Origin of the sequence: Pseudomonas guineae (assembly GCF_900113745.1) — a bacterium.
GTDB lineage: Bacteria > Pseudomonadota > Gammaproteobacteria > Pseudomonadales > Pseudomonadaceae > Aquipseudomonas > Aquipseudomonas guineae.
In genome coordinates this window covers 923,683-936,716 of record NZ_FOQL01000001.1, presented here as the reverse complement: position 1 = coordinate 936,716, position 13,034 = coordinate 923,683, and the positions used below count along the sequence as shown (strand labels likewise).

Here is a 13,034-nt window from a genome sequence, read left to right as displayed (position 1 = left end):
GATATAGCAGCCCATCACGTAGCTGCAAATCATTGTACTAAAAGCAATTTTAGGGGTTGACAGGTTTACGATAAACCGTAAAATGGCGCGCCTCAGACAAGCGAAACGAATTAACAAGCGGTTCGGTTTTATGAGAAAGGAAGCAAGTAGTTCCGCGATAGCTCAGTCGGTAGAGCAAATGACTGTTAATCATTGGGTCCCAGGTTCGAGTCCTGGTCGCGGAGCCAATCTTTCATCGGGGTATAGCGCAGTCCGGTAGCGCGCCTGCTTTGGGAGCAGGATGTCGGGAGTTCGAATCCCCCTACCCCGACCATTTTTGGGTCGTTAGCTCAGTTGGTAGAGCAGTTGGCTTTTAACCAATTGGTCGTAGGTTCGAATCCCACACGACCCACCATTTCAAGCATGCTTGAATGATAAAAAACCCGCCTAGTGCGGGTTTTTTATTGTCTGCGATTTGATATTTTCGTTCTCTGTTGTGCTGGCGGGCAAGGCTTGTCCTTGCCCGCGCGGGGATTCAGTGAAGTTTCAGGCGCGGTTCGGTGCTGCGGCCGATGCGATCGCCCAGCATCATCAACAGCGTGCGGGTCACGCCATACAGGGCGATCTGGTGCATGCGGTAGAGCGATACGTAGAACATTCTCGCCAGCCAGCCTTCGAGCATGACGCTGCCAGTCAGATTACCCATCAGGTTGCCGACCGCCGAAAAAGTCGACAGCGAGATCAGTGAGCCGTAATCGCGGTAGCGGTATTCCGCCAGCGTCTTGCCCTCGATGCGAAGCTTCAGCGATTTTGCGAGCAGTGAGGCCTGTTGGTGCGCGGCCTGTGCGCGCGGCGGTACGTTGCGTCCTTCGCTGCCTGGTTGCGGGCAGGCGGCGCAATCACCGAAGGCGAAGATGTCGTCGTCCAAGGTGGTTTGCAGGGTCGGCCTTACGTGCAGTTGGTTGATCCGGTTGCTTTCCAGGCCATCCAGCGCTTTGAGGAAGTCAGGTGCGCGAATCCCTGCCGCCCATACTTTCAGCGTGGCCGGGATGATCTGGCCTTGTGCGGTATGCAGCGCCTCACGGGTGACCTGGCTGACAGCGGCACCGGTGAGTACGGTGACGCCGAGCTTCTCCAGAGTTTTGTGCACTGGCTGGCTGATGCGTTCAGGCAGGGCGGGCAATACGCGCGGGCCGGCTTCGATCAGGGTGATGCGCATGTTTTCCGGGCTGATTCGATCCAGGCCGTAGGCCGCCAGCTCACGCGCCGCATGGTGCAGTTCGGCCGCCAGTTCGACCCCCGTGGCGCCGGCCCCGACAATCGCGACATTAATCAGCTCAGTCGTTTCGCTCTGGCTGGCGTGGGCGCGCATGTAGTGGTTGAGCAGTTGGTGGTGAAAACGCTCAGCCTGCTCGCGTGTGTCGAGAAACAGGCAGTGCTCGGCAGCGCCGGCAGTGCCGAAATCATTGGTCGTACTGCCGACGGCGATGACCAGGCTGTCATAGCTCAGCGCGCGCGCGGGGACCAATACCTGGCCGTGCTCATCCAGGGTGGCCGATAGGCTAATACGTTTGTTCGCGCGATTGAGGTCGTGCATACGCCCCAACTGAAACTCGAAGTGGTTCCACTTGGCCTGGGCCACGTAGTTCAGTTCGTCGCCAGAAGAGTTCAGCGAGCCGGCGGCTACTTCGTGCAGTAATGGCTTCCAGATATGCGTCAGGTTGGCGTCGACCAGGGTGATCTTGGCTTGGCCGCGTTTACCCAAGGTTCTACCTAGGCGGGTAGCAAGCTCCAGTCCGCCGGCGCCACCGCCGACAATTACGATTTGATGAGTCATTCGACACGCTCACAAGGCTTTTAAGGAAAGACGGTGAGTCGGTGTGGGCGAGCGCTAAGCAGCTCATAGCACCAGGCGACTCAGAAGGCGGCTCAGCAGGCCCAGGCCAATCGTGATCACCACGATGATCAGCAGCAGCCGCCAAACCTTGAACGGCTGGCGCTCGACCTGATGCTGTGGAGCACTGAGGTATTGCTCGACACGTTTTTGATCATCAGGGTTCAGGCGGCTGGTCATGTGTGCCTCGAGTAAAGGGGGGCGTTTGCAATTGAGTAGGGGCGATTGCGGGCTGGGGCGTTGGGCATTCTAGCTGCGCAGCTTATAACGGCTCAACGCGCAAGGCATCATCCAGGCGAATAATCCCCCCTTGTAACACGCGCGCAGTAATTCCGCCGTGGCCACGCATGGCCTGAAATGTGCCGAGCCCTAGCTGCTCTTCTAGCTTTGCGCAGGGTTGGCACCAGCCAGTGGATTCCAGAATCGCTTGGCCGAGGCGAAAGCGCCGGCCTTTGAGGCTAAACAGGTTGATCCCACTGATGGCGATATTGCGCCGCAGTTCATGCGCGGTAATTGGGTTCTCGGCAGTGCGACCCATTAGGGCGCTGATTACCGCCAAATGTTCCCATTGGATCAGGGTCACTTGCCGGGCATTGCGCGGTCCTGGCCGGCTGTGGTCGCCAGTCAGGCCGGCTTCGCGGCGCGCTTCCACGGCGTCCAGTTCGATCATCGTCGCTCGTGAGGCAGGGCGCACGCCAATCCAGCGCACGCAGCCCTGTTGCGGCACGGTCGCGAGTAACTCGTGCAAGGGGCTCACAGGCTGATGCCCACATCAAACAGCACGCTGCGGCCGAGATTGTTACGCAGAAAGCTCGGTGCATCCGGGTGCGCGAACAGCACGCGGGCAAAGGTCGGACCCACCAGTGACAGTGAGCGCCAGCCCTGACGGAGAAATTCGGTCGGCGGTGGGAAGTGGCTGTTGAAGTCTGGCACGGCGCGTTTCAGGTTGACGTAGGCGAGCAGGTCCAGTTCGCCTAGGTCGAGGCCGCGCTCTTGGTAGTTATGGGCTTTTTTGCGCAGGGTTGGCGTCAGCCGCTGTTGCAGATTAGCCGCGGCAATACGCCTCGGCTTGGCTTCACGGCGCACCAGTTGGCTGATGGAGAACGCGCTGCGTCGGCGCTCCAACTCGGCGCGCCATTCATCATTGAGGCGGCGGCCCTCGTCGAGGACGAAGAACACTTCAAAGCGGGCGTCGCGGAACAATACGTCCGGCGGCTCGTGGTCTGCGGCGCTGAACTCATCTAGGCGGTGGCTGACATTCAAGGCTTGTAGCAGGCGTTGGCAGACCCAACGCTCACGCTCCCACTTGCGCGCGTTGGAGAGGAAAGCGTTGGCTTGTTCGGCCTGGTGCGTCAGTAGGCGCAGGTAGTCTGAGTCGTCCATGGCTTCAGCTTAGCCTGCGCGGCAGGTGTGTTGGTACCCTCTGCTGCGGTTGTTTCAGGCTTTTTGTCGCAGGTTGGGTGATTGTGCTGGTGGCGGTTGTAGACTGCCTAGGATCAACACGCGTGTATGGGGGTTGTTTGGATGATTGCCGCGCACTTGTTGTCTTTCACCAGTCAGTTGCTGGGCTGGCTGGTCTATCTACCGCTGCTATGTTGGGCCATCTGGCGTGCACCCTGGGTCGAGCTCTGCAGTGACATGCGTCGCCAGCATCTGTTGGGCGGCACGGCACTGGCGCTGTTCGTGCTGTGGCTGATACGTCGGGATTTCGACTCGGGGCTGTCCTATCATTTTATTGGCATGACGGCGGTCACCTTATTGCTGGATTGGCCGCTGGCCATGCTGGTGGGGTTAGTTGCCCAGCTGGGGTTGCTGGCGCTGGGGCGGCAGGATTTAGCGGCGCTGGGCGTCAACGGTTTGCTGCTGGTGGTGATTCCTGTGTGGGTGACCGAGGCCTGTGCACTGTGGGTCGAGAAAAAACAGCCGCGTAATCTGTTCGTCTACATCCTGTTTAACGGCTTCTTTGCTGCAGCGCTGGCAGCGTTAGTGTTTATCGCCACCGCCTTCGCCGTGCTTTGGCTGGACGGGTTGTTCCCGATGCCGCCCTGGCTGGAGGACTTTATCGGCTACCTCTGGCTGGTGATTTTCCCTGAGGCGTTTATCAACGGCATGCTGGTGACGGCGCTGGTGGTGTTCTACCCGGACTGGCTAGAAACCTTCAACCGCACGCGTTATCTCGCCGCGCCGTGGAAGGATGACGATCCGTCGCGCTGATGGTGCGGCCTTCAGCGGCTTGATCGCGCTGTGCGTGTTGATGTGGATCAAGCCGCGCGAGCTATTAGGGCTCATCGTGGTGGCATCAATCAGGAGGGCGTGAGATGGGTGTACATCACTGGGCAAGGCAGGCAATCGAGCAGAGTCTGCAGGGTGTCGAGGCGCAAGGCTTCGATCAGGCCATGGCGTTGCGGGCATTACTCAGCGCCGTTATCGAGCGTAGTCGGGCGGCGCGAAGTGCGACAGATCTGGCCGCAGAGCTGCAATTTCTCGCCGATAACCTCGATGACGAGCGTGATTACAGCTTTATGCGACCCTGACGAGTAGCCGGCGATTAAAGCCCTGCCTGCTTCGCCAGCGCGTTCAACGGCCTGTTTAGTGTTCGCGCGGTGGCAGTTCACCCGAAAATAGATCGTCTTCCAGAGGGTTGCCGGGGATCGCATGCTCTTCCGAGGCCCAGGCGCCGAGGTCAATCAGCTTGCAGCGTTCCGAGCAGAAGGGCCGGCTCGGGCTTTGTGGGCCCCACTCGACGGACGCGCTGCAGGTAGGACAGGGGACTAAGGTGGGGGTGCTCATGCTTGGCCTCCGCGTAGGGTTAGATAGAAAGCGTGGAGTCGTTCCACTTCGGCTTGCAGTCCGTGCAGGTCTTGGTCGTTAAGCAATACATCGTGTGCATGGCGCAGGCGTTCTTCGCGGCTGGCTTGGGCCTGGAGAATGGCCTGCACCTGTTCGCTGGAGCTTTGGTCGCGGGCCATGGTGCGCTCTATTTGCAGGTGCTCCGGCGCATCCACCACCAGTATGCGCTGGGTCAGTTGGTGTTGGCCGGACTCCACCAGCAATGGCGATACCAGAATGGCGTAGGGTGATTCGGCGCGCGCCAGGTATTGGGCGATTTCCTGGCCGATCAATGGATGCAAGAGCACTTCGAGCCAGCGTCGCTCTGCCACATCAGCAAAGATCCGCTTGCGCAGGGCGGTGCGATCAAGCTGGCCATCGGCTTGCAAAACCTGCGTGCCGAAGTGCTCGACTATCTTCGCCAGCGCCGGCTTGCCTGGCTCAACCACCCAGCGCGCCGCATGGTCAGCGTCGACCAAATGCACGCCCAGGTCGATAAAGTGTTGGGCGACAGCACTCTTGCCGCTGCCGATGCCGCCAGTAAGGCCAAGAATCCAGGGTTTTGTGCTCAAGGTGCGCGCTCGCATCGGTGATTCAGGGCGCGATTGTAGGGCGGATTCAGGAGCGAAGCGAACAATCCGCCACGAACCTAGAGCCCGGCAATCCGCAGGTAGCGGGCCGTGATTTGCTTGCCCCTGCTTTTGTAGGGTGGGTTAGCGGCGCTAGTGCTGATTATGGGTACGCCACGCCATTCGAGCGCTGCGTAACCCACCATTGGATTTTCTCGGTAGACCGCCATGGTGGGTTACGGCGCGTTGAGAGCCGATGGTGTTTGCGTGATCCTGGTTCGCGCCTAACCCACCCTACGGATTACTTCAGCAGCCCAGATGCAGTTTGGGTTGCTGTGCCGTATCAGAAGCCGGCAATCTGCAGGTAGCTGGCGGTGATATGCTCGCCCCAGAGCAGGGCAATCCAGCCGGCAATCGCTAGATAAGGGCCGAACGGGATCGGTGTGCTGGTTTCGGCGTTGCGCAGGCGCAGCATGATCAGGCCGAGTACCGCACCCACCAATGACGACAGCAAAATGGTCAGCGGCAATACCTGCCAGCCACCCCAGGCGCCGAGCATGGCCAGCAGCTTGAAGTCGCCATAGCCCATGCCTTCCTTGCCGGTAACCAGCTTGAACAGCCAATACACCGACCACAAACTCAGGTAGCCGGCAATCGCGCCCCAGAGTGCATCTTCCAGGCTGGTAAACAAACCGAAGCTGTTGGCAATCAAACCGAGCCACAGCAGTGGCAGTACCAGCGAATCCGGCAACAGTTGATGGTCAACATCGATCAGGCTCATCGCGAGCAAGCCCCAGGTCAACAGTAGCATCGCGCCGGCCTGCCAGGTAAAACCGAAGTGCCAGGCGACATAAGCCGAGAGCAAACCGCAGGTCAGCTCAACCAGCGGGTAACGCAGGCTGATCGGTGCTTTACAGCTGGAGCATTTGCCACGCAGAAACAGATAGCTGATAACCGGGATGTTTTCCCAGGGCTTTATTTCATGGGTGCAGTGCGGGCATTGCGAGTTCGGCAGTACTAAGTTGAATGTGACTGACTGGGCTTCAGCAGGCAGTTGCAAAATCTCACGGGCCTGCTCGCGCCAATCACGCTGCATCATCTTTGGCAGGCGGTAAATCACGACATTGAGAAAACTGCCGACCAGTAAGCCGATCAGGAGCGCGCATAAAACAAAGGCCAGCACATGGCTGACCAAAAAGTCGATTACGGACATAGGTTAAACAACAGCACCGAGTTGGAAGATAGGCAGGTACATGGCAATGATCAGGCCGCCGACCAGCACGCCGAGTACTGACATGATCAGCGGCTCCATCAGGCTGGTAAGGCCATCGACGGCGTTGTCGACCTCGGCCTCGTAATAGCTGGCGACTTTATCCAGCATCATGTCCAGCGCGCCGGACTCTTCACCAATGGCGGTCATTTGGATGGCCATAGAGGGGAATACCGCCGTGCTGCGCATGGAGAAGTTCAGCTGCATACCGGCGCTGACATCCTGCTTGATTTTATTCACAGCATTCTTGAACACGATATTGCCGGTTGCGCCGGCTACAGAGTCCAGGGCTTCTACAAGCGGTACGCCGGCAGCGAAGGTGGTAGCCAGGGTGCGGGCGTAGCGAGCGACAGATGATTTGTAGATGATATCACCGACAATCGGTGCTTTCAGTGCTGTGCGGTCGAGCCAGTTACGGAGTTTCTCCGAGCGTTTCTTAGCTTCAATAAAAGCAAAACCTGAAGCAAAGAAACCAATCAGAATGATAAACCACCACTTTTGCAGGGCTTGCGAAATGCCGATTACAAACTGAGTAAACGCCGGCAGTTCAGCGCCAAAGTTGGCAAATACAGACTCAAACTGCGGTACCACTTTGATCAGCAAAATAGCCGAAACGATCACCGCCACCAGTACCACCGCAATAGGGTAGTTCATGGCTTTTTTGATTTTAGCTTTAAGTGCTTCGGTCTTCTCTTTGTAAGTGGCTACACGGTCCAGTAGGTTTTCCAGTGCGCCTGCTTGCTCGCCTGCATCGACTAGGTTGCAGAACAGGTCATCAAAGTATTCGGGGCGCGTTCTGAGTGAGGCCGCAAAGCTATTACCCGCCGCCACATGCTGTTTGATGTCATCCACCAGCTTGCGCATATTCGGGTTGTCCACACCCTCAGCAATAATGTCAAAAGACTGCAGTAGCGGCACGCCGGCCTTCATCATCGTGGCCATTTGCCGGGCAAACAGCGCAATGTCCATCGGTTTAATCTTTTTCCCCGCGCTAAACAGCGAGGTAGACTTTTTGCGCACCTTGGTCGGGTTGATGCCCTGCTTGCGCAGTTGCGCTTTTACCAGTGCTGGGTTCTGGCCGCTGGCTTCACCTTTTATTTTGGCACCCTGCTTGTTGGTGCCTTCCCAGGCGAAGGTGCTGGTTTTTAGTGCTTTAACGGCCATCAGTTAGTCCTTTGTCACGCGGTTCACTTCAGCGAGGCTGGTCACGCCCTGCATGGCCTTCAGCAAGGCTGAGGTTCGCAAGTCATTAAAGCCGTCTTTGCGCATCTGGATGGAGATATCAATCGAGTTGCCTTCCTCCATGATAATCCGCTGCAGCGCCGGCGTGTTTTTAACCACTTCATAAATCCCGACACGGCCTTTGTAACCGCCGTTGCAATTTTCGCAGCCAACCGGCTCGTAAATCTTGAAGGTGCCGATTTTGTCTTCCGGGAAGCCTTCCTCCAGCAGGGTCTCGCGGGGGATCTGGATTTCCTTCTTGCAGCTGATGCACAGTTTGCGTGCCAGGCGCTGGGCGATAATCAGGTTCACCGAGGTGGCGATGTTGAACGACGGCACGCCCATATTGCGCAGGCGGGTCAGGGTTTCAGCCGCGCTGTTGGTGTGCAGGGTCGACATCACCATGTGCCCGGTTTGTGCCGCCTTGATGGCGATAGAGGCGGTATCCAGGTCACGAATCTCGCCGACCATGATGATGTCCGGATCCTGACGCAGGAAGGCTTTCAGTGCCGCGGTAAAGTCCATGCCCTGCTTGGGGTTGACGTTGACTTGGTTGATGCCCTCCAGGTTGATTTCTACCGGGTCTTCAGCCGTGGAGATATTCACGTCGACGGTATTGAGGATGTTCAAGCCGGTATATAGCGATACCGTTTTGCCGGAGCCGGTCGGGCCGGTCACCAGAATCATGCCCTGCGGCTGCTTGAGCGCCGCCATGTACAGCTCTTTTTGCGACTCCTCATAGCCCAGCGCGTCGATGCCCATCTGCGCACTGGCAGAGTCAAGAATCCGCATCACGATCTTCTCGCCCCATAGCGTTGGGCAGGTGCTGACGCGGAAGTCGATGGATTTGGTTTTCGAGATGCGCATTTTAATGCGCCCATCCTGCGGCTTGCGCCGTTCGGAAATATCCAGGCCGGCCATCACTTTTAAACGCGCAGAGATGCGTGGTGATAGCTGTATAGGGGGGCGGGCGATTTCTTGCAAAATACCGTCGGTGCGAAAGCGCACGCGATAGGTCTTCTCATAAGGCTCGAAGTGCAGGTCGGAGGAGCCCTTTTTAATCGCATCCAGCAGCATCTTGTTAACAAAGCGCACCACTGGTGCGTCGTCGGCCGAATTGCCGTCGCCTGCCGCTTCGGTTTCGTCATTAACCGCCTCGACATCCAGGCTGTCGAGGTCGATGTCGGCCAGGTCTTCCATGCCGCTGGTGGCGGAATCGAAAAACTTATCGATGGCCTCGCCGAGCTTGTCATCCTCAACCAGAATGGCCTCGGTGTTCATCCCGGTGCTGAACTGAATGTCGGTAATGGCTTGGTGGTTGGTGGGGTCGGAGACTGCGACAAACAGCTTATTACCCCGGCGCCATAACGGCAGCACGCGGTGCTGGCGCACCAGTTTTTCGGTCACCAGATCTTTAGGTAGGCTTTCTTTATCGAGGGCATTTAGGTCGACAAAGGATACGCCGAACTGATCACTGGCCAGCTCGGCCAGCACTCGGCTCTTTACCAGTTTGTTCTGCACTAGGTAGGTGACCAGCGACAGCTTGTTGCGCTGCGCCTGGGCTTGCGCTTGTTGCGCCGCTTTTTCATCCAGCAGCTCCGCTAACACCATCTGCCGGGCCAGGCCGGTAAGGGACACGCTATCGTTCATCACAGGCTCCATAACAATGCATGCCTTATAGCTTAGATGCTTAAGGGCTGCCAAATACAACAGGCTAAGGTGACAAAAAACGGCAGTTAGTGCCGGCGTTGCAATGGTGGCTGACCAGCGTGCTTATCCGAGAGCCCGGATTACGGCGGCATGGGAGGTTGGCATGCGAGCTGCATTCTCAGGTTTAGGTCGTCGACCTATACACACTAAGGAGATGCTTCTATGAAAGCTCAAATGCAAAAAGGCTTTACCCTGATTGAATTGATGATCGTTGTGGCGATTATCGGTATTTTGGCTGCTGTTGCACTGCCGGCGTATCAGGATTACACCACTCGCGCTAAGATGAGTGAAGTAATTGTTATGGGGGCTCCTGCTAAGCTTGCAGTTGCTGAAACAGCGTCTTCTCTTGGTGCGTTGGCTTCTGTAACTGCTTCGAACTCGGGTTATACATTCCCCGGCGCTACCAAATACGTCTCTAACGTAGCAATCACCGACACAACTGGTGTTGTTACGATCACCTCAAGCGTGCCAAACGCAACTGGCACCATTGTTCTGACTCCGACGACTGTTGCAGCTGGCCAACTTAAGTGGGGTTGCGCAGGTGGTAGCGGAATGCTCGCAAAATATTTGCCTTCGGAATGCCGTTAGTAAGTATTTAGCGTAGATTGATTTGGTTTTAGGAAATGCGGCCTTCGGGCCGCATTTTTGTTTGGTAGGTTAAAGCTGTCAGGTAAGGGCTTGTAGAGTTTCCAGCAGCCCATCGGTGATTTTTTTCAATAAGCGGGTTGGCTAAAAGTGAAAATTAAACTGGCCACTTGCAACGCTGGCTTCGCCACCCCTGTTGTGACTAAAGATGGTTTAGGTCAGCCAGTGGGGGTGGGCTGGTTGTTATGGGTAGTCGGTGCATCATTGCCTTGGTTATTGCCAACGCACTCGGACCCTTGGACGACGTTTTACAGTGAGCTATTGATGGCGGCTATGCTGCTTGCGCTACTGGGGTGGGCAATTATTGCTTCGAGGCTACGTTGGCCAGTGAGTCGACTGGTATTGATGCTTGTGGCTATTTCTGCCATTCCCTTAGGTCATTCGACTTTCGGTTTGCTGCTCTTCCCTGGCGAGGCAGTCTTACAAGTCATCTGTATGTTGGCTTTTGCGGCTTCTGTGTCACTGGGGCAGTGGGGCCAGCTGTGCCAGCGCCATAAGCTAATGGATAGCTTATTTGCCAGTCTGGTTGTAGCCGCTCTGTTTTCAACAGGGCTTGCGCTTTATCAGTGGCTTGCTCTCGGAGGGTGGGGAGTACTGTTGCCATCTATAGACGTCGGGGGGCTGCGTGCCGTTGCAAATGTCGGGCAGGCCAATAATTTAGCTACGCTTTTGGTTTGGGGGATGGTGGGGCTCTGGTGGGGCGGTAGTAGACAGGCTATAGGAGTGGGTATTGCTGCTTTTGGCGCTGCGTTCCTCTTGCTCGGTTTGGTTCTGACCGGCTCACGGACCGGCAGCCTTCAGGCAATTTTTCTCGGCGTTATGGTCGTTATTTTTGGGCGTTCTGAGTTTTTATCATGTCGGTTACTTGTTGTCGCAATCCTCGGCGGATGGTTAGCCTTTCTCTCGGTCGCGGTGCCAGTGGTTGGCGAGTTTTTATTTGGTGCTATTAGTCGAGATATCTTGAGTGTGGGGATTCGCCCAGTGTTCTGGACGATGGCTTTAGAGGCGTTGGCTATGCATCCGATCACTGGTTACGGCTGGAACCAGGTGGTGACGGCTCACGTGTTGATCTCGGATAGGTACTCTGGGCTCGGCGAAGTTATGGGGCAAACTCATAATTTTTTCCTAGATATGTTGTTGTGGAGCGGGGTTTTACTAGGAGGAGGGATTATTGTTGGGGTGCTCTGGTGGTGGTGGAGGCAGATTCGTAGAGCAACAAAAGAGACTCATTGGATAATTCTTGCAGCTCTGGGCGTCTTCTTGATTCATGCCATGCTTGAACTGCCTCACCTATATGCATTTTTCTATTTACCGGTGGGCATTATGGTTGGGGTCGCCAGCGCTTATTTTCCGATGAAAATTGCAGTGCTGTTGCCGCGAGGATGTGTAGTTTTTGTGGGTGTTGTATTTGCTGTATTGCTCGGACTTATGTTCCGTGACTATAGATTGATAGAAATAGATTTGACTGCTCATCGAATGGTTGCCGCTCGTATAGCGGGTGCAGAGACTCCTAAGTCGCCTAAAATCTTAGTCTTAGGATTCTTGCAAGAAGCGCTTGAGCTGCTTCGCACTGATCCGCATCGAGACATTGGTGATGAGGATCTTGAGAGGGTGCGTCGCGCTGTCCAGCGCTATCCCGCGGTCGGTGGGCTTTTTCGATATGCTCAAAGCGCTGCTTTGAATAACCGACCCGAAGAGGCACGCTGGGCCCTACAAGTGATATGCAATCTAAGGTCGGCTAAAGCATGCGCTGCGGTAATCAGTGATTGGAGAACTTTGGCGCGGGCTGGGAATCCTGAAATGAATGTTGTTTCTTTACCGCTTAGCAATAAGTAATTTTTTTGAGTTTGTTGTGCTCCTTTCGGTGTGTGGCTTGTTGCTTAAGTGTTTTTACTCTATCTGCTTACGAGCTTAACCGCATCGACAAATCCACTGCTCTTACATCTTTGGTCAACGCACCAATCGACACATAATCAACGCCTGTCTCAGCAATCGCCCTCAAGGTGCTTTCATTCACCCCGCCCGAGGCCTCCAGCTTGGCTTGGCCTAGGCTGGTGGCGACGGCCTCGCGCATTTCGTCCAGGCTAAGCTCATCGAGCATGATGATGTCGGCACCCGCGTCGAGTGCCTCGCGCAGTTCGTGCAAGCTTTCTACTTCAACTTCCACCGGCTTGCCGGGGGCGATTTTATGGGCGGCGGTCACGGCTTGGGCTATGCCGCCGCAGGCGGCGATGTGGTTTTCTTTAATAAGGAAGGCATCAAACAGGCCGATGCGGTGGTTGTGGCAACTGCCTTGGGTAACGGCGTATTTCTGTGCCAGGCGCAGGCCGGGTAGGGTTTTGCGGGTGTCGAGCAGTTTCACGGCGGTGCCTTGCACGAGGTCAGCATAGTGTTGGCAGCGGGTGGCGACGGCGGAGAGGGTCTGCAGGAAGTTCAGCGCGCTGCGCTCGCCGCTTAGTAAAGCGCGGGCGGGGCCTTCCAGTTCAAATAGTACCTGGTTGGGCTCGGCGCGCTGGCCGTCCTGGATGTGCCAATGAACCGCGACACGCGGGTCGAGTTGGCGGAATGCCGCATCGACCCAGGCGGTGCCGCAGATGATCGCGGTTTCACGGGTGATGACCTTGGCATGCGCCAGGCGATCGGAGGGTATCAACTGGGCGGTGATGTCGCCGCTGCCGATATCCTCTGCCAGCGCGCGGCGCACGTTGGCCTCGATTTCGTTGGCGAGGTCGGCGAGGATCAGGTTAGGCATGATGGGCTCCAGTCAGCAGAATGCGCCGATTATAGAGTTTGCCGGCTGTTTGCGCAGTGCTTACGGCTGTTCTCTGACGGTTGTGGGGCTATGCTGGTGAAAATGCTTGGTAGGGCTTTGTGTTATGGCGTGCGGCACTGGTCACTGCAGGTGACCGCTGGGAAG

Annotated in this window: 14 protein-coding genes and 3 tRNA genes; 7 read left to right on the top strand and 10 right to left on the bottom strand. The window is 56.6% G+C overall.

From position 1 onward, the window contains the following. Window positions 1–151 precede the first annotated feature (151 nt). From BMZ32_RS04375 to BMZ32_RS04365, 3 genes are all read left to right on the top strand, one after another. Window positions 152–227: transfer RNA gene (locus tag BMZ32_RS04375), tRNA-Asn, on the top strand. A gap of 9 nt (window positions 228–236) precedes the next feature. After that, a tRNA-Pro gene (locus BMZ32_RS04370) sits at window positions 237–313 on the top strand. Between the two features lie 5 nt (window positions 314–318). Beyond that, a tRNA-Lys gene (locus BMZ32_RS04365) sits at window positions 319–394 on the top strand. A gap of 120 nt (window positions 395–514) precedes the next feature. Here the strand turns inward: BMZ32_RS04365 and BMZ32_RS04360 are convergent. The 4 genes from BMZ32_RS04360 to BMZ32_RS04345 all read right to left on the bottom strand — a co-directional run bounded on the left by BMZ32_RS04360 (window position 515) and on the right by BMZ32_RS04345 (window position 3,256). Next, a complete protein-coding gene (locus BMZ32_RS04360; protein ID WP_090240058.1) occupies window positions 515–1,816 on the bottom strand; it encodes an NAD(P)/FAD-dependent oxidoreductase in 1,302 nt (433 codons plus the stop codon). A gap of 63 nt (window positions 1,817–1,879) precedes the next feature. After that, window positions 1,880–2,053 (bottom strand): DUF3094 family protein, encoded by a 174-nt coding sequence (locus tag BMZ32_RS04355; protein ID WP_090240056.1) that lies wholly within the window; start codon window positions 2,051–2,053, stop codon window positions 1,880–1,882. 82 nt (window positions 2,054–2,135) lie between these two features. Further along, complete coding sequence (locus BMZ32_RS04350) at window positions 2,136–2,630, bottom strand: MOSC domain-containing protein (RefSeq protein WP_090240055.1); 495 nt, start codon at window positions 2,628–2,630, stop codon at window positions 2,136–2,138. Beyond that, window positions 2,627–3,256: a DUF1780 domain-containing protein gene (locus tag BMZ32_RS04345; protein WP_090240053.1), complete on the bottom strand. Its 630-nt coding sequence runs from the start codon at window positions 3,254–3,256 to the stop codon at window positions 2,627–2,629. Before BMZ32_RS04345 ends, BMZ32_RS04350 begins: the two co-directional genes overlap by 4 nt. 141 nt (window positions 3,257–3,397) lie before the next feature. Here BMZ32_RS04345 and BMZ32_RS04340 point away from each other — a divergent pair, with 141 nt between their 5' ends. Beyond that, the gene (locus tag BMZ32_RS04340) at window positions 3,398–4,087 is read left to right on the top strand and encodes an energy-coupling factor ABC transporter permease (protein WP_090240052.1); all 690 of its coding nucleotides are present in this window, start codon (window positions 3,398–3,400) and stop codon (window positions 4,085–4,087) included. A gap of 104 nt (window positions 4,088–4,191) precedes the next feature. Further along, entirely contained in the window at window positions 4,192–4,407 is a 216-nt protein-coding gene (locus tag BMZ32_RS04335; protein WP_090240050.1) for a hypothetical protein, read from the top strand. Window positions 4,408–4,462: 55 nt separating this feature from the next. Here the strand turns inward: BMZ32_RS04335 and yacG are convergent, their stop codons facing one another. The 5 genes from yacG to pilB all read right to left on the bottom strand — a co-directional run bounded on the left by yacG (window position 4,463) and on the right by pilB (window position 9,412). After that, a complete protein-coding gene (gene yacG / locus BMZ32_RS04330; protein WP_090240049.1) occupies window positions 4,463–4,663 on the bottom strand; it encodes a DNA gyrase inhibitor YacG in 201 nt (66 codons plus the stop codon). Then, the gene (gene coaE / locus BMZ32_RS04325) at window positions 4,660–5,289 is read right to left on the bottom strand and encodes a dephospho-CoA kinase (RefSeq protein WP_090240047.1); all 630 of its coding nucleotides are present in this window, start codon (window positions 5,287–5,289) and stop codon (window positions 4,660–4,662) included. Before coaE ends, yacG begins: the two co-directional genes overlap by 4 nt. Before the next feature lie 325 nt (window positions 5,290–5,614). Beyond that, complete coding sequence (locus BMZ32_RS04320; protein ID WP_090240046.1) at window positions 5,615–6,484, bottom strand: prepilin peptidase; 870 nt, start codon at window positions 6,482–6,484, stop codon at window positions 5,615–5,617. Window positions 6,485–6,487: 3 nt separating this feature from the next. Beyond that, window positions 6,488–7,705, bottom strand: a complete 1,218-nt coding sequence (locus BMZ32_RS04315; protein ID WP_090240044.1) for a type II secretion system F family protein — start codon at window positions 7,703–7,705, stop codon at window positions 6,488–6,490. Window positions 7,706–7,708: 3 nt separating this feature from the next. Beyond that, complete coding sequence (pilB, locus tag BMZ32_RS04310) at window positions 7,709–9,412, bottom strand: type IV-A pilus assembly ATPase PilB (protein WP_090240042.1); 1,704 nt, start codon at window positions 9,410–9,412, stop codon at window positions 7,709–7,711. Between the two features lie 222 nt (window positions 9,413–9,634). Here pilB and BMZ32_RS04305 point away from each other — a divergent pair, with 222 nt between their 5' ends. After that, window positions 9,635–10,060, top strand: coding sequence for a pilin (locus tag BMZ32_RS04305; RefSeq protein ID WP_090240039.1), 426 nt, complete (start codon window positions 9,635–9,637; stop codon window positions 10,058–10,060). Between the two features lie 147 nt (window positions 10,061–10,207). Next, complete coding sequence (locus tag BMZ32_RS04300; RefSeq protein WP_139213935.1) at window positions 10,208–11,953, top strand: PglL family O-oligosaccharyltransferase; 1,746 nt, start codon at window positions 10,208–10,210, stop codon at window positions 11,951–11,953. Window positions 11,954–12,020: 67 nt separating this feature from the next. On the opposite strand, the gene nadC is transcribed toward BMZ32_RS04300, so the two are convergent. Then, window positions 12,021–12,869, bottom strand: coding sequence for a carboxylating nicotinate-nucleotide diphosphorylase (nadC, locus tag BMZ32_RS04295; RefSeq protein WP_090240033.1), 849 nt, complete (start codon window positions 12,867–12,869; stop codon window positions 12,021–12,023). Window positions 12,870–13,034: the final 165 nt, after the last annotated feature.

What these genes read in the sequence shown, in the direction of transcription:
- BMZ32_RS04360 (WP_090240058.1), bottom strand. Translation starts at nt 1,816, where the DNA reads ATGACTCATCAAATCGTAATTGTCGGCGGTGGCGCCGGCGGACTGGAG.
- BMZ32_RS04355 (WP_090240056.1), bottom strand. Translation starts at nt 2,053, where the DNA reads ATGACCAGCCGCCTGAACCCTGATGATCAAAAACGTGTCGAGCAATAC.
- BMZ32_RS04345 (WP_090240053.1), bottom strand. Translation starts at nt 3,256, where the DNA reads ATGGACGACTCAGACTACCTGCGCCTACTGACGCACCAGGCCGAACAA.
- BMZ32_RS04340 (WP_090240052.1), top strand. Translation starts at nt 3,398, where the DNA reads ATGATTGCCGCGCACTTGTTGTCTTTCACCAGTCAGTTGCTGGGCTGG.
- BMZ32_RS04335 (WP_090240050.1), top strand. Translation starts at nt 4,192, where the DNA reads ATGGGTGTACATCACTGGGCAAGGCAGGCAATCGAGCAGAGTCTGCAG.
- yacG (WP_090240049.1), bottom strand. Translation starts at nt 4,663, where the DNA reads ATGAGCACCCCCACCTTAGTCCCCTGTCCTACCTGCAGCGCGTCCGTC.
- coaE (WP_090240047.1), bottom strand. Translation starts at nt 5,289, where the DNA reads ATGCGAGCGCGCACCTTGAGCACAAAACCCTGGATTCTTGGCCTTACT.
- BMZ32_RS04320 (WP_090240046.1), bottom strand. Translation starts at nt 6,484, where the DNA reads ATGTCCGTAATCGACTTTTTGGTCAGCCATGTGCTGGCCTTTGTTTTA.
- BMZ32_RS04315 (WP_090240044.1), bottom strand. Translation starts at nt 7,705, where the DNA reads ATGGCCGTTAAAGCACTAAAAACCAGCACCTTCGCCTGGGAAGGCACC.
- pilB (WP_090240042.1), bottom strand. Translation starts at nt 9,412, where the DNA reads ATGAACGATAGCGTGTCCCTTACCGGCCTGGCCCGGCAGATGGTGTTA.
- BMZ32_RS04305 (WP_090240039.1), top strand. Translation starts at nt 9,635, where the DNA reads ATGAAAGCTCAAATGCAAAAAGGCTTTACCCTGATTGAATTGATGATC.
- nadC (WP_090240033.1), bottom strand. Translation starts at nt 12,869, where the DNA reads ATGCCTAACCTGATCCTCGCCGACCTCGCCAACGAAATCGAGGCCAAC.